Genomic DNA, 20452 nt, shown 5'->3' on the forward strand with positions numbered 1-20452 from the left:
CGGTGGAAGCGTCTTGCGCGGATCATGCGCGGACGACCATATGCACCCTATCCCCGGCGATAGACCAGCATCAGATTATTGGCCGGCATCGCCACCCGCCGGGTGCGGCCGAACCCGAAATCGGCCGCCGCCCGGTCGACATCGGTCAGGGTCCGCAGGCCCCATTGCGGGTTGCGATCCTTCAGCGATCGGTCGAACGCCAGATTGGAGGGGGCGGTCGGCACATCATCCTCGACATAGGGGCCATAGAGGATCAACGGCGCCCCCGGCGCCAGCAATTGCGCGCCACGCGCCAGCAGCCCCAGCGTCGCCGCCCAGGGGCTGATATGCACCATGTTGATGCACAGGAGCGCGTCGGCAGCATCGATCGGCCAGTCGGCACCCGCTGCGTCGATCAGCAGCGGCGCGCGCAGATTGGGCAGATTGGCGTCGCCGCGCAGCGCCGCGATCGAGGCGAGCGCGGCGGGATCGGGATCACTGGGCTGCCAATCGAGCGCGGGGAAAGTGACGGCAAAGTGGACGACATGTTCGCCGCTGCCGCTCGCCACTTCCAGCACCAGTCCGGCATCGGGCAGTTCGTTCCGTAGGACAGCCGCGATCGCATCGCGGTTGCGCAGCGTCGCGGGGGCATGGCGGCGCGGATCGGGGCCGTCGCCCTGCGGCGTCCAGGGTGCGGGGGCATCCTGTGTCATGGACAAATCCTTGTCTGTGGCCGGCCGATGCAAAAAGGGCGGTGGAGACCCTCCACCGCCCTTTGCGTCCGGCTTATTCGGCGGCGACCGCCAGATCCGGTTCGGACCAGGTCAGCACCGGCTTGCGCGCGGCCAGCGTCTCGTCGAGGCGACGGCGCGGCGCGTGATAGGGCGCGCCCTTCAGCGCCTCGTCACCCGCCTTGGCGCGTTCCGCCAGGCTCCGCAGCGCCATGATGAACTGGTCGAGCGCGGCCTTGCTTTCCGTCTCGGTCGGTTCGACCAGCATCGCGCCATGGACGACCAGCGGGAAATACATGGTCATCGGGTGGAAGCCTTCGTCGATCAGGCCCTTGGCGATATCCAGCGTCGTGAAGCCTTCGGCCAGCCCCTTGTCGCTGAACAGTGCCTCATGCATGCACGGGCCAGCCGCACCGAAGGGCGCGTCGAGCACGTCATCCAGGCTGCGCAGGATGTAATTGGCGTTCAGCACCGCATCGCTCGCGACCTGGCGCAGGCCGTCCGCGCCGTGGCTGAGGATATAGGTCAGCGCGCGGGTGAACATGCCCATCTGGCCATGGAAGGCGACCATGCGGCCAAAGGTCTGGGCGTGGTGATCCTCCGCCGTTTCCTCTTCGACCAGCACGAACTTGTCGCCCTGCTTTTCCACGAAGGGGAGCGGCGCGAAGGGCGTGAGCGCTTCCGACAACACCACCGGACCGGAACCGGGACCACCGCCGCCATGGGGGGTGGAGAAGGTCTTGTGCAGGTTGATGTGCATCGCGTCGACGCCCAGGTCGCCGGGGCGGACCCGGCCGACGATGGCGTTGAAGTTCGCGCCGTCGCAATAGACGAAGGCCCCGGCGGCATGGACCGCGTCGGAGATCGTCTTCATGTCGCGCTCGAACAGGCCGCAGGTGTTGGGGTTGGTGATCATCACCGCCGCTACGTCCGGTCCCAGACGGGCCTTCAAGGCTTCCAGATCGACGCGACCATCCGGGGTCGCGGGAATATCCTCGACCTTGTAGCCGCAGAAGGCGGCCGTCGCCGGGTTGGTGCCATGCGCGCTTTCGGGCACCAGGATGACGCTGCGCGCGTCGCCACGGGCTTCCAGTGCGGCGCGGATCGCCAGCAGGCCGCACAGTTCGCCATGGGCGCCCGCCTTGGGCGACATGGCGACCGAGTGCATGCCGGTCAGCGTCACCAGCCAGGCGGCCAGTTCATGGATGACGGCCAGCGCGCCCTGCACCGTCGACTGCGGCTGCAGCGGGTGGATGTCGGCGAAACCGGGCATCCGCGCGACCTTTTCATTGAGGCGCGGGTTATGCTTCATGGTGCAGCTGCCGAGCGGGAACAGGCCAAGATCGATGGCGTAGTTCTGGCGCGACAGGCGGGTGTAGTGGCGCACCGTTTCCTGTTCCGACAGGCCGGGCAGGCCGATGCTGTCGGTGCGGGCGAGCGAGCCGAGGCGGCTGGCCACCTTGGGCGCGTCGGCGAAATCGACGCCGGTGGTGTCGGTCGAACCGATCTCGAAGATCAGCTTTTCCTCCAGCATCAGCGCGCGGTTGCCGGTGGCGGTTTCCGGGGCCATATGCTCCTGCGCGACGGCCTGCGGGGTGGTCGGGCGACCTTCCTTCAACATGGTCATGCCAGTTCCTCCTCAAGCGCTGCGGCAAGGGTTTCGATATCCTCCGGCGTGACGGTTTCCGTCACGGCGACGACCAGGCCGTTGCCGATCTCCGGCGCGTCCGGGAACAGGCGGCCGAGCGAAACGCCGGCCAGCACGCCCTTGTCGGCGAGGTTGCGGACGACGTCGCGCGCATCCTTGGTCAGGACCAGCGTGAATTCGTTGAAGAAGCCGTCGTTGAGCAGGGTCACGCCCGGCACCTTGGCGAGGCGGTCGGCAGCCTGCACGGCTAGGCCGTGGTTCAGGGTCGCCAGTTCGCGCAGGCCCTTCTCGCCCAGCAGGGTCATGTGGATGCTGAACGCTAGCGCGCACAGGCCCGAGTTGGTGCAGATGTTCGACGTCGCCTTTTCGCGGCGGATATGCTGCTCGCGGGTCGAAAGCGTCAGCACGAAGCCGCGCTTGCAGGCCGCGTCGACCGTCTCGCCGCACAGGCGGCCCGGCATCTGGCGAACATATTTCTGCTTGCAGCCGAACAGGCCGAGATAAGGACCACCGAATTGCAGGCCGACGCCGATCGACTGGCCTTCGCCCACGACGATGTCCGCGCCCATATGGCCCGGTGCCTTGATCGCGCCCAGCGCGACGGGTTCCGTCACCACCGCGACCAGCAGCGCGCCGGCGGCGTGCGCCGCTTCGGCCAGCGGGGTCAGGTCGGCGATGCGGCCGAGGATGTCGGGATATTGGACGACGACGCAAGACGTGTCCTTGTCGATCGATGCGATCAGCGCGTCGATGTCGGTCGCGGCGTCCAGCGTCGGCGCCTGATGCACCAGCGCGTCGCCGGTGAACTTCGCCATGGTGTTGGCGACCGAGACATAATGGGGGTGCAGGCCGGACGACAGCAGCGCCTTGCCGCGCTTGGTGATGCGGCGGGCCATGCCGATCGCTTCCCAGCAGGCGGTCGAGCCGTCATACATGGAGGCGTTGGCGACATCGACGCCCAGCAGGCGGGCGACCTGGGTCTGGAACTCGAACAGCACCTGCAGCGTGCCCTGCGCGATTTCCGGCTGATAGGGCGTGTAGGCGGTCAGGAACTCGCCGCGCTGGATCAGATGATCGACGCTGGCGGGGACATGATGCTTGTAGGCGCCGGCGCCCAGGAAGAAGGGCGCTTCCCCTGCCGACAGATTTTTGCGCGCAAGGGCGCCCATGTGGCGCTCGACCGCCAGTTCGCTGGCATGATCGGGCAGGCCGGCGATGGTGCCGGTCAGCCGGGCTTCGACGGGCACGTCGATGAACAGGTCGTCGATCGTCTCGGCGCCGATGACGGACAGCATTTCCTGCCGGTCGGTGTCGGTAAGGGGTAGGTAGCGCATTCGGTTTTCTCCCCCCTCTCCCACAAGCCTCCCCTCCCGCATGCGGGAGGGGCCGGGGGAGGGTCTGTGAAGGAGATGGCGCTACACGCCCTCCCCTAACCCCTCCCGCAAGCGGGAGGGGAACTATTAGATCAAAGCGAGGCCACGAACTTCTTGTAGGCGGCTTCGTTCATCAGGCCTTCCAGCTCGCTCGCATCAGCAATGCGCAGCTTGAAAAACCAGCCATCTTCCTCGGCATCGCTGTTGACCAGCGCCGGCTCGTCTTCCAGCGCGCCATTGGCTTCGACGACTTCGCCCGAGATCGGGGCATAGACGTCGGACGCGGCCTTGACCGATTCCACGACGGCGGCGTCGTCGCCCTTTTCGAAGGTCGTGCCTTCGGCAGGCAGTTCGACGAACACGATGTCGCCCAGCTGCTCCTGCGCATAGTCGGTGATGCCGACGGTGGCGATGTCGCCTGCAACGTCGATCCATTCATGTTCGTCGGTGAAATAGCGGCTCATGCTTGCTCTCCTCGAAAAGCGGTAATTCAGGCCTTGCGGCGATAACGATGCGGAACGAACGGCATCGGCGCAACCGCCGCTGCAATCCGCTTGCCGCGCACCTCGATCTCCAGCGCGGTGTCCAGCGCGGAATAAGGCAGGCTGACCCAGCCCATGGCGATCGGCGCGCCCACGCTCGGCGCGAAGCCGCCCGAGGTGACTTCGCCCACCAGCACATCGCCGGCGTAGATTTGCGCGCCTTCGCGGGCCGGCAGGCGGCCGTCGATCTTGAGGCCGACGCGCTTGGAACCGGGGCCATCGGCCAGTTCCTTCATCACGCGGGCATGGCCGATAAAGCCACCTTCCTCGCGGCGGCGCTTCTGGATGGCAAAGCCCAGGTCCGCGCCGATCGTGCTGACGGCGGGCGACAGGTCATGACCATAGAGCGGCAGGCCGGCTTCCAGGCGCAGCGAGTCACGCGCGCCAAGGCCGATCGGCTTGACCTGCGGCAGGGCGCACAGCGCATCGGCCAGCAGCGCGACGGAATCGCCCGGCACGCTGATTTCAAAGCCATCCTCGCCGGTATAGCCCGACCGGCTGATCCACAGCGGCACGCCGCGCCAGGTGAAGGGGCCGGACTGCATGAAGATGAGGTCGGCGGTTTCGGGGATGAGCGCGGCCATCGCCTCGCCCGCTTCCGGACCCTGCAGCGCCAGCAGCGCCTGGTCGGCCATATGGTTCATGGTGACGTCGTCGGGCAGATGCTCGATCATCCAGCCGATATCGTCATACTTCGTCGCGCCATTGACGACCATGTAGATCGCCGCGCCTTCGAACGCGCCATCACCGGGGCGCGAGACCATCAGGTCGTCGAGGATGCCGCCTTCCTGATCGAGCAGCATCGAATAGCGCTGGCGGAAGGGTTTCAGCCCCTTGATGTCGCTCGGCAGCAGGGTTTCGAGCGCGGCATCGACGCTGGCGCCGCCGGTCTCGTCGGAGAAGGTGAGCTGGCCCATATGGCTGACGTCGAACAGGCCGGCATGTTCGCGGGTCCAGCTATGTTCGGCCATGATGCCTTCATACTGGATCGGCATGTGATAGCCGGCGAAGCCGACCATGCGCGCGCCCTTGGCACGGTGCCAGGCGTCCAGCGGCAGGGCTTCGAGGGGTAGTTCCGCTTCGAGGGCGGCGACGTCGTCAGTGGCGGTCATGGCAAGACCTTTCCGTAGGAGGGATGCGGCGACAGGCCAGCGCGGCCGACGAATCGGCGCTTCCGGCATGCCACCCCCTCTGTCACGGAACCTGAGAGCTTTGACCAGCGGCCTGGGACCGGCTGGCTTACCCCTTCGGTGGGACGGCACGGGACCATCCGCTTTCCAGAGTATCTACGCGCGATGCGGTCCTTTGGCCTGAGAGATTCCGGGGCGGTTGCTCCTTCGGCGACGGGCTCAAGCCTGAAAGGCGCCCATGCTCTCCCGCATCGTGCCCGCTGCCGAATCCTCGGCACCGGAGACGCCCCACGCATTTGCCCAAAGCGCGGGCGGCGTCAATCGGGCAAATGTCGCAGGGACGCAGGTTATGGCCGGATCAGCCTTCCTCGCGCGCCAGCCGCTGCGCCATCGCCAACGCCGCCGCCCGACATTCGGAGAGCGCCGCATCGGCCGCTTCGTCCGAGAGGGTCAGGTCGGCAAAGCCCGCCTCTCCCTCGAACATCTCCAGGAAGCGGGTGACGCCGGCATAGTTGGAGTCCGCGACAGCGCGCTGGATGAGGTCGATCCGATCCGCCCAGGGCCGCGCGCCCTGTGCCCGCAACAGGCGGGAAAGATCGTCAAGCTGGGCGGCAAAGGCCGCAATCTGGGGATGCAGTGTCATGGGCAGAGAGATAAAGCCCGCGCGACGACCGGACCAGCCGGCGGAACGCCAACGCAGCGTTTCCGTTGGCAGAGTTTGGGTGGATAGCAGAACGGCGGCTTTCAACCGACTGTTGGCAAAATTGGACACCAATTGGCTTATCCAACGCCTAATAGCATTTCGTAAAAGCGGCCGTATGTTCGCCCTCCTGCAACTTTCACACAGTCTTTGAGAGCCTCTTGTTGAAATGCTGTGCCTGCTTGATCGATGATCATGCACGCGCCCAGATATTCTCCCGCTATGGACAGGGCAGCGAGCAGACTCGCTCCGTTCCGCGCGCATTTCCATATCAGGTGATCTGGGTCAGCATGGTCACGCACTACCAGTTCTCCGGAGGGGGTCTCCAGAGTTAGGTAATCTGCTTCTACATCACCTATGATAAAACCCTTTTGCGCTGGCTCAGGAAGGTCGCGGAAACGGACCATACCTATTTCGGTGTTGCTGGCGTCATAGCGCGCGAACAAATCACGCAACGTAGGGTCTGGGAGATTATTAGATTGCGCCATCGTTCGATCGAACATTTCGAAAGACGATGAAATATCAATAACCTCGTCCTTGCTGAGGCCGATGGTGGCAAAGGCTTCTGCGGCAGGCTTCGCGTTCCGAAGAGCATTCTTGAATGACAATGCGTCCACCGAGTTTCCTGTTCGCTTTGATAGGCAGGCTAGGTTTCGATGGCCGCTTTAAAGCATTTCGGCAATCTCCATCAGCGGCAATAATTGGTCGTCAGCGGCCAGAGCCCTAATCGCCCTGCTCTTTCCTACTCCGCCTTTCTCTGATCTATCCTGCGCGATGGAACAGTCCCCCGCCCCCTTCCGCCTTATCGCCCGCAAAGCCCCACCGGCGTCGCTTCGCTGTCGCATGGCTGTCGTCTCATTGTCGCGTCGGTGTCGCGCGGGCGAGGCGTCATCGTCGCCTCGGCATGACCCAGGTGGCGCGTCGCAGGTGCGCGGACCGCCCAAACACGCCAGAATGCGCGTGTAACGACGCTGTGAACTTTCAACTGTCGCGTCGAAGACGGCCGCTCGCGCCTAGACCAGGGCCCCGCAAATTTCGGCATGGCGCTTTTCGGCATAGCGGTCGGTCATGCCGGCGATGAAGTCGGCGATGTGGCGGCTGCGGGTCGGTTCCTCCAGTGCGCATTCGTCGCGCCATTCGGGCGGCATCAGGGCGGGGTCGGCCAGATAGGCGCGGAACAGGTCCATCACGATCACCCGCGCTCGGTCGGCGGCGGCCAGCTGGTCGGGATGATGATAGAGGGTCGCATACATGAAGCGCTTCAGCTCGCGTTCCTGCGCCGCCAGTTCGGGCGAGAAGGCGACCAGCGTGCGGCCCAGCGCGCGGACATCGGCGACCGTCTCCACCCCGGCGGCCGCGATATTGGCACGGGTGGTGGTGAGCAGGTCATTGGCCATCACGCCAATCTGTTCGCGCACCAGTTCGCGCAGCAGCCGATCCTGCGGCACGTCGGGATAGCGGGCCGTCACCCGATCCCAGCAATGGCGCACCAGCGGCACCGTCAAAAGCTGCTCCAGGCTCAGCAGTCCGGCGCGCAGGCCATCGTCAATGTCGTGATTGTCATAGGCGATATCGTCCGATAGCGCCGCCAGCTGCGCCTCCAGCGAGGCATGGCTGGTGAGATCCAGCGGGAACATCGCGTCCAGTTCGCGCATCGCCCAGCCGGGCTTGGTCACGGGACCATTATGCTTGGCCAGCCCCTCCAGCATTTCCCAGCTAAGGTTGAGCCCACGAAAGCGCGGATAGGGCGAATCCAGCAGCATCAGCGTGCGCAGCGTATGCGCATTATGATCGAAGCCGCCATGATCCTCCAGCGCCGCCTCCAGCGCATCCTCTCCGGCATGGCCGAAAGGCGGATGGCCGATGTCATGGGCCAGGCACAGCGCCTCGGTCAGATCCTCGTTGAGGGCGAGCGTGCGGGCGATGGCGCGGCCGATCTGCGCCACCTCCAGGCTGTGGGTCATGCGCACGCGATAATGATCGCCGTCGGGCGACACGAACACCTGCGTCTTGTGCCGCAGCCGGCGGAAGGAGATCGAATGGATGATGCGGTCGCGGTCGCGCTGGAACATATCGCGCGGGCCGCGCATCTCGCCGCCCGGTTCGGCATGGAGCCGTCCCCGGCTCTGGTCGGGCTGAGAGGCGTAGGATGCGAGCATCGTCATGCGAACCCCTTATTTGCTGCCCAGCTTTTCGACCACCTCGCCCGCGTCGCTCTGCCAGGCAAAGGCGTCGGCGCCGGCCTTTTTGAGGTCCGCCTCGACCGTCCTGGCGCGGGTGAAGCTGGCAAAGGGACCGATCAGCAGGCGCGAGGTCTGGCCCCAGCTGGCGCTCCAGCCATCCTGCGGCGCGACCGCGTCATATTTGCCCTGCAAGCGCTTGAAGGTGAAGGCCAGCGCGCTCTTCTGCCCGGTGCCGATCTGCACCCAGTTGCGCGCGGGGTTGGCGGCCAGGCGCTTCTTTTCCTCGGCTTCCTTCTTCGCCTTGGCATCGGCTTCCGCCTTGGCCTTGGCGGCGGCCGCCTTCTTCGCCTTGTCGGCCTCCGCCTGGCGCGCGGCGGCGCGGCGGGCGGCCTGCAGCTTCTCGACCTCGGCCAGGTCGACCGCGACCACGTTCGAGCGGCGCTCGCTGTCGGGCACGTCGATGGCGTGGATGATGTCGGCCAGACTGCGCGTCGCCTCCGGCGCCGGCTGCGGCGCAGCGCTGTCGGCCGGCGGCGTAAATTGGGTGGCGACCGGCGCCGATGGCGTCGCCGCGGGCGGCGTGCCCTGCGGCGCGGGCGGGGTCACGCTCGACGCCTGGGCAAGCGCGCTCGAATTGAGCTGCGAGGCGGCGCTCGGCTGGCCGGTGGTCGGCGCCGGTGCGGTCGAGCGCGGCGCGCCGCCGTCCAGCGCGTCGAGACCCGGCGCGGGCGGCCCCTGCACATCGGCCGATGCGCTGCGGACCGGGGCGGGCGACGGCGCTGGGGTTGGGGTCGGCGCTGGCGTCTGGGTGGTCGCCTGACCGGGCACCGGCTGCACCATCTCCGAACGGGCGCTCTGGCTCGGCGTCGGCTGGACGACCGGCTGGCGTCCGCGCGTGTCGGCGGGCAGCGGCTGGACGGTTGCGAGCGCGGGCGCGGGGACAGTGGGCTGCGTGGCTTGTGCGGCCACCGGCGGCCGGCTCTGGGTCGGCGCGGGCTGGCTGGCAGCAGGCGTGCCGAGCGGCGCGCGGGCCAGCGACGTGCCGCGCTGCCGGCCACTGCCGTTGCGGGTCGTGCGGCGATCACCCTGGGCCGGCGCGGTCGACGCGGCGGCGGCGGGTGCGGCGTCGCGCGACGCCAGCTGGACACCCGGCGCCGGCGGGGTCGGCACGATCGGCGTGATGCTGGTCGCGACCACCTGCGGGAAATGGCCGAAATGGACCGCAGCCGCCTTCTGCGCCGCCGTCAGATAGGGCATTTTCTGCATATAGGGGGTGATGGCGCTCGCCAGCTGGGCGGGCATGGTCTGGTCGACCACCTTCTTGGCCTCGGCCTGGCGGTTGTTCATCGCCAGGATGAAGGCATTATAGCGCCAGGCGGCCCGGTCGCTCTTGTAGAGCAGCGGCTGCAACACCTTGTCGGCGGCATCCACCTGTCCCGAAATACCGAGCGAGGCGGCGTAGCGGCGCACCAGTTCTGCATCGTCCGGTGTGCGTTGCAGGGCGGCATGATAATCGCGCTGCGCCCCGGCCTGGTCACCGGTCATGTCACGCGCAAGGCCACGGTCGCCCTGGATGGTCGCTTCGGGATAGCCGGCACGGGTCGCCTGGTCGAACAGGCGCAGCGCTTCGGCCGGGTTCTGCATCTTCAGCATGACCCGGCCCAGGCCCGCCTTGGTACGTCCATTATTGGGCTGGATCGCGTCGGCGCGGGCAAAGAAACCGGCGGCCGCGCGGGCATCGTCCAGCTCCAGCGCGGCTTCCCCTGCCCCCACCAACGCGTTGAAATCCCGCGGATTGGTGGCCAGTTTCGCCAGATTATTGTTGAGGTCCGCGGCGCCCGAAGGCAGGACCAGATCGGCCTGGTCGGTTTGCGCCTGCGCAGCCGTGGCAAGAAGCAGGCTGCCGAGAATCCATAGATGAGATCGTGTCACATCGCTCCCTTAGAGCCTGATCGTTTGAGGGGGAAGCGCTTCGCGCTTCCGCCGATAACGTGAATCAGGCTCTAGTCGATGATTTCAGACCTTGATTCACGCTTCGGGCTGATTCAGCCCGAAGCGATCAAGGTCTAGCGGATCGCGGAAGCAATGGGAAATGACCTGCACAAAAAAGCGCGCCGGGTCGCCCGAAGCGACCGACGGCGCGCCTTTGGCAGGCCGGTGCGGGCCTGTACCCGCACGCTGGCCTTACTGGTTGTTCTGGCGGTTGAGGAAGCGCGGGATATCCAGACCCTGCGTGCCTTCTTCGGCGCCCGGTGCCTTTTCGCTACCACGGGTAAGGCCGGCCATACGCTCGAACAGCGTGCCACCGGTCGCGACGCGCGGCGCCGGCTGGGCAGGCTTGGGCGCGGCTTCCGGTGCCGTCGGTTCGGCCGCTTCGGCGCCGAGCAGCAGTTCATCCTGCGAGGGATCCTCGTCGGAGAAGACGGCGGCGGGACGCGCAGGCGCGAAGGCCGGCGGCGCCTTTTCGGCGGCAGGCGCGGCGATCGGCGCGGGCGCCGGAGCTTCGGGCACGTCCAGTTCCAGCGCTTCGGGCTCGGGCGCGGCGACCGGGGCCGGTGCAGCAGCGACCGGCGCAGCCGGGGCGGGTGCGGCCACCGGTGCCGGACGCGGTGCCTGCGGCACGGCGACGGCCGGACGGCTGGCGAAGCTGAACGGCTGGGTCAGCGGCGCGGCCTGGCTGCCGACTTCATTGTCGATGCCGGTCGCGACGACCGAAACGCGGATCTTGCCGTTCAGATTGTCGTTGAAGGCGCTGCCCCAGATGATGTTCGCATCGGGATCGACCAGTTCGCGGATATGGTTGGCCGCTTCGTCGACTTCCATCAGCCGCATGTCGTCACCACCGACGATCGACACGATCACGCCCTTGGCGCCGCGCATCGACACACCGTCGAGCAGCGGGTTGGCGATCGCCTTTTCCGCCGCCTGGAGCGCACGGCCGTCGCCTTCCGCCTCGCCGGTGCCCATCATCGCCTTGCCCATTTCGCCCATCACCGAACGGACGTCGGCAAAGTCGAGGTTGATGAGGCCCGGCATGATCATCAGGTCGGTGATCGAGCGCACGCCCTGCTGCAGCACTTCGTCCGCCATCTGGAACGCTTCCTTGAAGGTCGTGTTCGGGTTGGCGATCAGGAACAGATTCTGGTTCGGGATGACGATCAGCGTGTCGACATGCTTCTGCAGTTCGTCGATGCCGCTTTCCGCCGACTTCATGCGGCGATTGCCCTCGAAGGTGAAGGGCTTGGTCACGACGCCGACGGTCAGGATGCCCTTTTCACGCGCCGCCTTGGCGATGACCGGGGCCGCACCGGTGCCGGTGCCGCCGCCCATGCCGGCGGTGATGAAGCACATATGGGCGCCTTCCAGCGCCTGCTCGACGGTGATGATCGTTTCCTCGGCCGCCGCACGACCGATTTCTGGGCGCGAACCGGCGCCCAGACCCTCGGTGATCTGCGGGCCAAGCTGGATGCGCCGTTCGGCCGGCGAGGCATTCAGCGCCTGCGCGTCGGTGTTGGCGACGATGAAGTCGACGCCCTCGACGCTGGCCGCGATCATGTTCGCGATGGCGTTACCGCCTGCACCGCCAACGCCTATCACCGCAATGCGTGGCTTCAATTCGTCCACATGCGGCGGGCTGATCTCGATGCTCATATACTTTGCTCCCTCAGCTTCCTCGTCAGGAAGTGACAACCGTCATCAATTGTTAACACCAGAAAATAGAGTATTTCACCTGCTATTTTCGTTTTCGTTCAAATTCGCTCAGTAATTCGTCCGCATCGCCCGCATCATGCGCTGCCACCATTGCGGGGCGCCCAGACGATGCACGGTTTGCGGCGCAGGCGCCATCGCCCTAAGATCAACCGGGTTTGAAGCGCCGTAAAGCGCCAATCCGGCCAAAGTAGCGAAGGCCGGGCCACTATGCGCTTCGGGCATGGCTGACAAGCCACGCGGGCGACCGACCCGCACCGCACGCCCCAATGCGCCTTGCGCATAGTCGGCAATGCCCTTCATCTCCGCGCCACCGCCGGTCAGCACGACCTGGCGCCCAGTGCTGTTGAAGCCCATGCCGGCCAGCGCCGCATTCACTTCCGCCATGATCTGGTTCAGTCGTTCGCAAATGACGCCGACCAGCGCCGCGCGGGTGATCTTGCCGCCTTCCGCATTGGGGCCAGCGCTCTGCCCCGGAATGGCGACATCGCCATGGGGCGTCGCGATCTCGATCATCTCGCGAAAGTCGCGGCGGTTCTGCATCGCCGAACCATAAAAGCATTTGATCCGCTCCGCCTGGCTGCGGCGAATGCCGAAAGCCGAAGCGATATCGTCGGTAATGTCGGACGCGCCCATCGGGATCGAATGCAGCCCCACCAGCATGCCGCCGGCATAGAGCGAGACATTGGTGACCCCTGCCCCCATCTCGACCAGCGCCACGCCCAGGTCGCGTTCCTCTTCGGACAGGCAGGCGAGGCCCGTGGCGATCGGCGAAGCGACGATCGAATTGACGTTCAGATAGGCGCCACGCACGCACAGGTCGAGATTGGCGAGCGGCGCGCCATCCGCCAGCACGACATGGATGTCGACGCCCAGCAGATCGGCATGCATGCCCAGCGGCTTCTTCACCGGCACCTTGCCATTGATGGTGAAGCAGGTCGGCTGGGCGTGCAGGATGATGCGGCCATCGGGGTCGATGCCCTGCTGGCCGGTGGTCAGCAGATCGTCGATGTCCGGCTGCTCGACGCGATAGCCGCCCATGTCGCGCTCGACCGTGACGACGTCGCTCACCAGGCTGCCGCCCGAGAAGCTGACCCAGACATCCTCGATATTGGTGCCGGCGACACGCTCGGCCTGTTCCACCGTCTCGCGCACGGCCAGTTCGGTGCGTTCCATGTCGGCGATGAAGCCGCGGCGCACGCCCCGGCTCTCGCGCTGGCCGGTGCCCAGGATCGCCAACTCACCCGTATCGGTGCGCCCCGCGATCAGCGCGGACACCTTCCACGATCCGATATCGATCGCGGTGATGAGCTTTTCGACCTTGGGCTGTGCCATGACTTAGCCTTCCTCGCCCGCGGCAGGCGCACTTGCGGTCTTTTCCGCCTTGGCGTCCGCCGCTGCCGGCTTATCGCTGGTCTGGCCCTGCGGCAGACGCAGCACGAAACGATCGGGATCACGCATGTCGAACTTGACGATGCCCCGGCCGAGCAGCCGGTTGACGCCATCCATGCGCGCGAAATTCACCAGCGCTGCCGCCGAGGTCTGTTCACCTTCCGGCAGCGACAGCGTCTCCCCCGACTGAAAGCGCAGATCCCAGCGACGGTTCCCGACCCAGGTTGCACCAGCCAGCATCGGCTTCAAGGCAGGCGCGCTTTCCATCAGTTTGTTGAGGCCGGCGGTCTGGAGATTGGCGTTGGGGCCGACCACCAGCGGCAGGTCCGGCATCGCCCCGGCCGACACCGATTGCAGCACCACGCCGGCCACGTCGATCAGATGCAATTGCCCGTCATGCTGCCACACCGCGACCGGATCACGCTCGACGATATCGACAACCAGCGTGTCGGGCAGGCGGCGGGAAATGCGCGCATCCTTGACCCAGCCAAGCTTCAGCATTTCCTGCCGCACCTTGGGCAGGTCGAGCGAGAGCATCGAGCGATCGACCTGGCCGAGCGCGATATTATAGACCGGCATCTCGTCCATGCGCTCGACGCCGCGCACCTCGACCTTCTCCACCTCGAAACCTGCGCGCGCGGCCAGGCTTGCCGCCTGCTGGCGCGCCATGTCGGGCAGCCCCGCATAGATGGCGATGGCGATCGCTATGCCACCGAAGATCGCGAAGATGGCCCAGGTCGCCAGCTTCTGCAGCGTATCCTCGCTGATCGGCAGCAATTCGAGCAGCCGGTCGAACGAGGATTGGCGCTTGAGCTGGCGGCCACGGCCCGATCCGGCCTTGGCGCGTACCTTGCCCCGCGCCGTGCTCAGCCGCGCCGTGCCGCCGCGCCGGATCCGTGCCTCAGCCATTGCCAGCCCCCATGTTCGCCCCCCTCGTCAATGCTTCCTCGCAGATCCGCTCGACCAGCTCGGCATAGTCGATACCCAGCTTTTTCGCCTGTTCCGGCACCAGGCTCAAGGGGGTCATACCCGGCTGGGTATTGACCTCCAGCAGGTAAAGCCCCTCGACGCCCTGGCTGTCGTCCCAGCGGAAGTCGGAGCGCGACGCACCCTTGCAGCCGAGCAGCTGGTGCGCCTGGAGCGCGATCGCCTTGCATGCTTCGGTAATGTCGCCGGGTATCTCCGCCGGACAGACATGTTCGGTCATGCCGTCGGTATATTTGGCGTCGAAATCATAGAAGCCGCTCTTGGGGCGCAGTTCGGTCACCAGCAGCGCCTCATCGCCCAGCACGGCGGTGGTCAGCTCGCGCCCGCGAATATAGGGTTCGGCCAGAAGCTCGGGAAATTCCTGCCAGGGGCCGACGCTGTCACGCGCGATGGGGTTGCCATAATTGCCCTCGGCCGTGACGATCGCGACGCCGACCGAGCTGCCCTCATTGACGGGCTTCAGCACATAGGGCCGCGGCAGCGGATCGCCGGCGTACAGGCTCTCGCTCGCCACGATCTGGCCGCCGGGCATGGGGATGCCGTGCGGCACCAGCGCCTGCTTGGTCAGTTGCTTGTCGATCGCGATGACCGAGGTGGCAAGGCCGCTATGGGTGTAGGTGAGGCCCATCAGGTCCATCATGCCCTGCACCGTGCCATCCTCGCCCGGCACGCCATGCAGCGCGTTGAACACCACGTCCGCCTTAGTCTCAGTCAGGCGAGCGGCGACGTCGCGGTCCATGTCGATCCGCGTGACCCGATGCCCGCGCGATTCCAGCGCCTTGGCAACGCCCTCGCCGCTCGACAGCGACACCGGCCGCTCCGCCGACCAGCCGCCCATCAATACGGCGACATGCCAGGGACCACGGCTCATGCAAGACACTCCAGATACATCGTCATGCCAGCGAAGGCTGGCATCTCACTGCCTTTGAACGCAGCGAAGGAAGAAAAGAGGGATCCCAGCCTTCGCTGGGATGACGGATTGGGAGCATAAATCACTTCGCCAACCCCACGGCATCTCTGTTTGCGCCGTCGGCAAACATGCCGACACGCTGGATTTCCCATTCCAGCTCGACGCCGCTCTTTTCCTTGACGCGGCGGCGGACTTCCTCGCCCAGCGCTTCGATATCCGCGCTGGTGGCATCGCCGGTGTTGAGCAGGAAGTTGGTGTGCTTCTCGCTCACCTGCGCGCCGCCCAGCGCGAGGCCGCGACAGCCCGCTTCATCGACCAGCGCCCAGGCCTTGTGCCCGTCCGGGTTCTTGAAGGTCGATCCGCCGGTCTTGCTGCGCAGCGGCTGGCTTTCCTCGCGCGCGGTGGCGATGCGGTCCATTTCCGCCTGGATCGCGGCCGGCTCGCCGGGTTCGCCGCGGAAGGTGGCCGACACGACAACCGCGCCGTCGACCATGTTGGAATGGCGATAGCTGTAATGAAGATCGCGGTTGAGCAAGGTCACCTGTTCGCCCGAGCGCAGCACCACCTCGCATTCCACCAATATGTCCGCGGTCTCGCGGCCATAGGCGCCGCCATTCATCCGCACGAAGCCGCCGACCGTGCCGGGGATGGAGCGGAGAAATTCGAGACCGGCAATGCCGGCATCCCGCGCGGTCGAGGAGACGAGGATGCCCGACGCACCACCGCCGCAGACCAGGGTGGTGGCGTCCAGCGACTCCACCTTGGCGAAGGGCTTGCCCAGGCGCACGACCACGCCCGGCACGCCGCCATCGCGAACGATCAGGTTGGAGCCAAGGCCGAGCGCCATCACCGGCATCGCCGGATCGAGCATGGCCAGGAAATCGGACAGGTCGTCGGCATCCTTGGGCTCGAACAGCCATTGCGCCGCCCCGCCCGCCTTGAACCAGACGAGCGGTGCCAGCGGCGCATCGGCCTTGAGCGCGCCGCGAACGGCCGGGAGAGTAGCCATCACCGTCAACCGCGCACGCCCCAGAGATTCATCCAGCTCTTCATCGCCTTCATGCCCGCCTCGCCGGCCTGATGCGCGGCCATGCCAGTCTGCACCTGCTTCTGCGCCGCCTCGACCATGTCGCGCGCGACTTCCACGCCCTGCATCTGCATGTCGATCATGCGCTTCTGCATTTCGAGGCCGACATTGAAGAGCTCGAACATCAGGCGGTTTCCTTGACCTTGGCAATGACCGCAGCGGACAGGCCCGCCGCCCATTTGGTGATGTCGCCGGCGCCCAGGCAGATGATCATGTCGTCAGCCTGGACATCGGCGGCGATGACGCGGGCAAGATCGTCCGCATCGGCGACGGTGGCCGCGTTGCGATGGCCACGGCGCTTGAGCCCGGCGACCAGCGCCGCGCTGTCGACATCCTCGATCGGCTGCTCGCCAGCGGTATAGACCGGGGCGGCATAGACGATGTCGGCGTCGTTGAAGGCCTGCTGGAAATCATCCATCAGGTCGCGCAGGCGAGTGAAGCGATGCGGCTGGACCACGGCGATGACGCGGCCCTTGGCGCCTTCGCGGGCGGCGGCGAGCACGGCCTTGATCTCGACCGGATGGTGGCCATAATCGTCGATGACGGTGGCCACGCCTGCCACGGCCGGGATTTCCCCGACCTTGGTGAAGCGGCGCTTCACGCCGCCGAACTTGGCGAAGCCGGTCTGGATGGTCGCGTCATCAATGCCCATCTGCAACGCCACGCCGATCGCGGCCATGGCGTTCAGCACATTGTGACGGCCGGGCATCGGCAGTTCGATCCCCTCGATCCGGCGGGTCGCGCCATCGCGCTCGCGGATCTGGACGTCGAAGCGATTGCCGCCGGGCACCGGCTGGACATTCTCGCCGCGAATATCGGCCTGGGCGGAGAAGCCATAGGTGACGATGCGACGGTCCTGCACGCGCGGCAGGATGGCCTGAACCTCGGGATGGTCGAGGCAGAGCATGGCCGCGCCATAGAAGGGCACATTCTCGACGAACTCGACAAAGGCGTCCTTCACCGCGTCGAAGCTGCCATAATGGTCGAGATGTTCGGGATCGATATTGGTCACGACCGCGATCGTGCCATCGAGGCGCAGGAAGCTGCCATCGCTCTCATCGGCTTCCACGACCATCCAGTCGCTGTTGCCCAGGCGCGCGTTGGAGCCATAGCTGTTGATGATGCCGCCGTTGATGACGGTCGGATCGACCCCGCCCGCGTCCAGCAGTGCCGCGACCATCGAGGTGGTCGTGGTCTTGCCATGGGTGCCGGCAATGGCGACCGTGGACTTCAAACGCATCAGTTCAGCCAGCATTTCCGCGCGGCGGATTACCGGCACGCGATTTTCCAGCGCCAGCTCGACTTCCGGATTGCCGCGCTTGATCGCGGTCGAGGTGACGACCACGGCGGCATCGCCCAGATTTTCGGCCTTGTGGCCGATCATCACCTTGATGCCCTTGGCGCGCAGCCCTTCCACGACATAGCCTTCGGCGACGTCGGATCCTTGAACCTTGTAACCCAGATTATGCATGACTTCGGCGATACCGGACATGCCGATGCCGCCAATGCCGATAAAATGGATCGTGCCGATGTCGGTGCCGACACCCTTCATGCCTGATATTCCTTGTTCCAATATCCGTTCGCCCTGAGCGAAGTCGAAGGGCCCAGCAGAGCCGCAGGCGAAGCGGCTTCGCTCCGCTCAGCAGAGGGCTTCGACAGGCTCAGCCCGAACGGGGAGAGATATGTGCGGATCATGCAGGGACGCCCTGCAAATTGAGCGTGGTCGGCGTGGGGCCGACGCGAAGCGGGTCATTCATGATCGGCGCGGGGCCGATGCTTTCGAGCAGGTCTGCCATGTCGCGCGCCGCATCCGGGCGGCCACAGGCACGGGCGCGCTTGGCGGCATTTTGCAGGGCGCCGGGTTCCAGCGCCATCTTCTGCATCTGCTTGGCCAGTTCCACCGCGGTGAAGCGCGACTGGGGGATGGTGCGGGCGCCACCGGCTTCGGTCATCTCGCGCGCATTGGCGGTCTGATGATCGTCCATGGCGCTGGGTAGCGGCACCAGGATGGCGGGACGGCCGGCACAGGTCAGCTCGGCCAGGGTCGATGCCCCTGCCCGCGCGATCATCAGATGCGACCAGCCGAGCTTTTCGGGCACGTCGTTGAAATAGGTGGCAAGATCGGCCGGGATTTCCATCTCGGCATAGGTGGCGCGCACCCGCTCGATATCCTCGGCGCGGCACTGCTGCGTCACCTGAAGGCGGCGGCGCAACGCGATCGGCAGCATCGACAGCCCTTCGGGCACGACGCTCGACAGGATGCTTGCCCCCTGGCTGCCGCCGATCACCAGCACGCGGAACACGCTCTCATCGGTCAGCGCGGGAAACTCCTCGTCGCGCAGCGCCTTCACTTCCTCGCGCACCGGATTGCCGACCAGATGCACCTTGCCGACATATTTGTCCTTGAGGCGCTCGACCACCGGATAGGCGGTGGCGATCGCGTCGACCCGGCCGGCGAGCAGGCGGTTGACCCGGCCCAGCACCGCATTCTGCTCATGGATCGCGGTCGGGATGCCGTCGGCCAGCGCGCCCAGCAAAGCGGGCATGGCGGGATAGCCGCCAAAGCCGACCACGGCAGTCGGCTTGAACGTGTCGTTGAGACGGCGAGCCATCGCACGGCCGGCCAGGATCGCCTTCAGGGCGCCGGGCCAGCTCGCCGGATTCTTGGTCATGCGGCCCGCCGGCATGACATGGACCTGCGCCTTATCGAAGATGCCGGGGATCTTCGCGCCCCGCTCATCGGTGACGAGGGCGACATGATGGCCGCGCGCCATCAGTTCCTCTGCCACCGCATGCGCGGGAATCATGTGACCACCCGTCCCGCCGGCGGCGAGGACGAAGTGACGGGAAATGCTCATCGACCACTCCATTTGACGACCGTGTGCCGACCCATGAAGGGGTTGCGCCGCGTGAATGCGAGCAGCAGGCCGACGCCGATACAAAGCGCGAGCATAGAGGAGCCACCGTAGCTGATAAAGGGCAGCGTCATGCCCTTTGACGGAAAAATCTGCGCATTGACGCCCATATTGATGATCGCCTGCAGCCCGAACTGGGTCGTGAGGCCGGCTGCGGCGAGGATGGTGAAATTATCCTCCTCGTCCAGCAGGCGCAGCAGCACGCGCACGACGATCGCCAGATAGACGCAGGCGATGGCGATGCAGGCGAGCAGGCCGAACTCCTCCCCGATCACCGAGAAGATATAGTCGGTATGGGCTTCGGGCAGGCGGAACTTGTTCTGCCCCCCGCCCGGCCCGACACCGGTGAAACCACCATGGGTGATGGTGCGGAACGCCAGGTCCGTCTGGTCCGGGCCGGTATCCATCTGGACGCCAATGCCCAGGAAGTCGTTGATGCGCTGCCGGCCATTTTCATAGAACATGTAGACCGCGACCAGCCCCGCCAGCGCCAGCCCACCCAGCATGGCGATCCAGCGCATTTCGAGGCCCGAGAGCATCAGCAGCACGCCCCAGCAGGCAAGGAAGATGACCGTCTGGCCAAAATCCGGCTGCTTCATCAGGATCGCGGCAATCAGCAGCGTCATCGCGCCAGTCAGCGGCATCACCGGCAGGCTCTGGTCCTTGGCGCGCAGCGACAGCAGCCAGGCCAGCGTCACGACATAGACGGGCTTCAGAAATTCCGAGGGCTGGAAGCGGAAGCCCGGCAGGTCGATCCAGCGCTTGGCGCCGTTCACGGTGGAGCCGAGCAACGGCACGAACAGCAGCATCAGGAAGAAGAAGACGGCTAGGAAGATCGCCAGCCGCCGCGCCTGTGGCCGGGGCAGCATGGAGATGACCAGCATGATCGGCAGGCCGATGAACACCCACATCAGCTGGCGGTAGAAATAGATCAACGGATTGACCGCCACCTGCGCGGTCGAGCGGTCGATCGCGGCCACCGGCGATGCGGCGGCCACGCCGACCAGCCCGATCGCCATCAGCGCGACGATCAGCGACAGCAGCACCCGGTCGATTTCCCAGAACCAGATGGCCAGCGCGGTACGCTCGCGCGGCACGGTGCGGGTCTTGAAGCCCTTCACCAGTTCGCCCGCCCTGAACATGCCCTTACGTCCCTCGCTATCCATC

General features: G+C 66.0%; 18 protein-coding genes and 1 riboswitch. All 18 genes read right to left on the reverse strand.

Annotated features, from left to right (window positions below):
* Nucleotides 1–47: 47 nt before the first annotated feature.
* Complete coding sequence (locus tag VHN57_RS13635) at nucleotides 48–692, reverse strand: DUF938 domain-containing protein (protein WP_278986803.1); 645 nt, start codon at nucleotides 690–692, stop codon at nucleotides 48–50.
* A gap of 73 nt (nucleotides 693–765) precedes the next feature.
* Complete coding sequence (gene gcvPB, locus VHN57_RS13640; RefSeq protein WP_010336294.1) at nucleotides 766–2337, reverse strand: aminomethyl-transferring glycine dehydrogenase subunit GcvPB; 1572 nt, start codon at nucleotides 2335–2337, stop codon at nucleotides 766–768.
* Complete coding sequence (gene gcvPA / locus VHN57_RS13645) at nucleotides 2334–3692, reverse strand: aminomethyl-transferring glycine dehydrogenase subunit GcvPA (RefSeq protein ID WP_423284176.1); 1359 nt, start codon at nucleotides 3690–3692, stop codon at nucleotides 2334–2336. Before gcvPA ends, gcvPB begins: the two co-directional genes overlap by 4 nt.
* A 131-nt stretch (nucleotides 3693–3823) precedes the next feature.
* Complete coding sequence (gene gcvH / locus VHN57_RS13650) at nucleotides 3824–4195, reverse strand: glycine cleavage system protein GcvH (protein WP_004207946.1); 372 nt, start codon at nucleotides 4193–4195, stop codon at nucleotides 3824–3826.
* Nucleotides 4196–4221: 26 nt separating this feature from the next.
* The gene (gcvT, locus tag VHN57_RS13655) at nucleotides 4222–5385 is read right to left on the reverse strand and encodes a glycine cleavage system aminomethyltransferase GcvT (protein ID WP_278988736.1); all 1164 of its coding nucleotides are present in this window, start codon (nucleotides 5383–5385) and stop codon (nucleotides 4222–4224) included.
* 176 nt (nucleotides 5386–5561) lie between these two features.
* Nucleotides 5562–5662: riboswitch (glycine riboswitch) on the reverse strand.
* Between the two features lie 99 nt (nucleotides 5663–5761).
* On the reverse strand, nucleotides 5762–6046 hold the full coding sequence (locus VHN57_RS13660; protein ID WP_069337598.1) for a hypothetical protein: 285 nt from the start codon (nucleotides 6044–6046) through the stop codon (nucleotides 5762–5764).
* 137 nt (nucleotides 6047–6183) lie between these two features.
* Nucleotides 6184–6720, reverse strand: coding sequence for a hypothetical protein (locus VHN57_RS13665; protein WP_278988788.1), 537 nt, complete (start codon nucleotides 6718–6720; stop codon nucleotides 6184–6186).
* A 396-nt stretch (nucleotides 6721–7116) separates the two neighbouring features.
* Entirely contained in the window at nucleotides 7117–8268 is a 1152-nt protein-coding gene (locus tag VHN57_RS13670) for a deoxyguanosinetriphosphate triphosphohydrolase (protein WP_313394543.1), read from the reverse strand.
* 9 nt (nucleotides 8269–8277) lie between these two features.
* Nucleotides 8278–10218, reverse strand: a complete 1941-nt coding sequence (locus VHN57_RS13675; RefSeq protein WP_423284180.1) for a tetratricopeptide repeat protein — start codon at nucleotides 10216–10218, stop codon at nucleotides 8278–8280.
* Nucleotides 10219–10470: 252 nt separating this feature from the next.
* The gene (gene ftsZ / locus VHN57_RS13680; protein WP_017501206.1) at nucleotides 10471–11937 is read right to left on the reverse strand and encodes a cell division protein FtsZ; all 1467 of its coding nucleotides are present in this window, start codon (nucleotides 11935–11937) and stop codon (nucleotides 10471–10473) included.
* Between the two features lie 108 nt (nucleotides 11938–12045).
* Complete coding sequence (gene ftsA, locus VHN57_RS13685) at nucleotides 12046–13329, reverse strand: cell division protein FtsA (protein ID WP_004207952.1); 1284 nt, start codon at nucleotides 13327–13329, stop codon at nucleotides 12046–12048.
* A 3-nt stretch (nucleotides 13330–13332) separates the two neighbouring features.
* The gene (locus VHN57_RS13690) at nucleotides 13333–14295 is read right to left on the reverse strand and encodes a cell division protein FtsQ/DivIB (protein ID WP_004207953.1); all 963 of its coding nucleotides are present in this window, start codon (nucleotides 14293–14295) and stop codon (nucleotides 13333–13335) included.
* The gene (locus VHN57_RS13695) at nucleotides 14288–15244 is read right to left on the reverse strand and encodes a D-alanine--D-alanine ligase (RefSeq protein WP_278987485.1); all 957 of its coding nucleotides are present in this window, start codon (nucleotides 15242–15244) and stop codon (nucleotides 14288–14290) included. Before VHN57_RS13695 ends, VHN57_RS13690 begins: the two co-directional genes overlap by 8 nt.
* Nucleotides 15245–15365: 121 nt before the next feature.
* The gene (gene murB / locus VHN57_RS13700) at nucleotides 15366–16292 is read right to left on the reverse strand and encodes a UDP-N-acetylmuramate dehydrogenase (RefSeq protein ID WP_423284183.1); all 927 of its coding nucleotides are present in this window, start codon (nucleotides 16290–16292) and stop codon (nucleotides 15366–15368) included.
* A gap of 5 nt (nucleotides 16293–16297) precedes the next feature.
* Nucleotides 16298–16495, reverse strand: a complete 198-nt coding sequence (locus tag VHN57_RS13705; protein WP_004207957.1) for a hypothetical protein — start codon at nucleotides 16493–16495, stop codon at nucleotides 16298–16300.
* The gene (gene murC / locus VHN57_RS13710; protein ID WP_278984982.1) at nucleotides 16495–17922 is read right to left on the reverse strand and encodes a UDP-N-acetylmuramate--L-alanine ligase; all 1428 of its coding nucleotides are present in this window, start codon (nucleotides 17920–17922) and stop codon (nucleotides 16495–16497) included. The genes VHN57_RS13705 and murC overlap by 1 nt, the downstream gene beginning before the upstream one ends.
* A gap of 139 nt (nucleotides 17923–18061) precedes the next feature.
* Nucleotides 18062–19228, reverse strand: coding sequence for an undecaprenyldiphospho-muramoylpentapeptide beta-N-acetylglucosaminyltransferase (murG, locus tag VHN57_RS13715; RefSeq protein ID WP_037510496.1), 1167 nt, complete (start codon nucleotides 19226–19228; stop codon nucleotides 18062–18064).
* Nucleotides 19225–20427: an FtsW/RodA/SpoVE family cell cycle protein gene (locus VHN57_RS13720; RefSeq protein ID WP_423284186.1), complete on the reverse strand. Its 1203-nt coding sequence runs from the start codon at nucleotides 20425–20427 to the stop codon at nucleotides 19225–19227. The genes murG and VHN57_RS13720 overlap by 4 nt, the downstream gene beginning before the upstream one ends.
* Between the last annotated feature and the right edge of the window lie 25 nt (nucleotides 20428–20452).

The organism is Sphingobium salicis subsp. salicis (assembly GCF_049472635.1).
Classification (GTDB): Bacteria; Pseudomonadota; Alphaproteobacteria; order Sphingomonadales; family Sphingomonadaceae; genus Sphingobium; species Sphingobium yanoikuyae_A.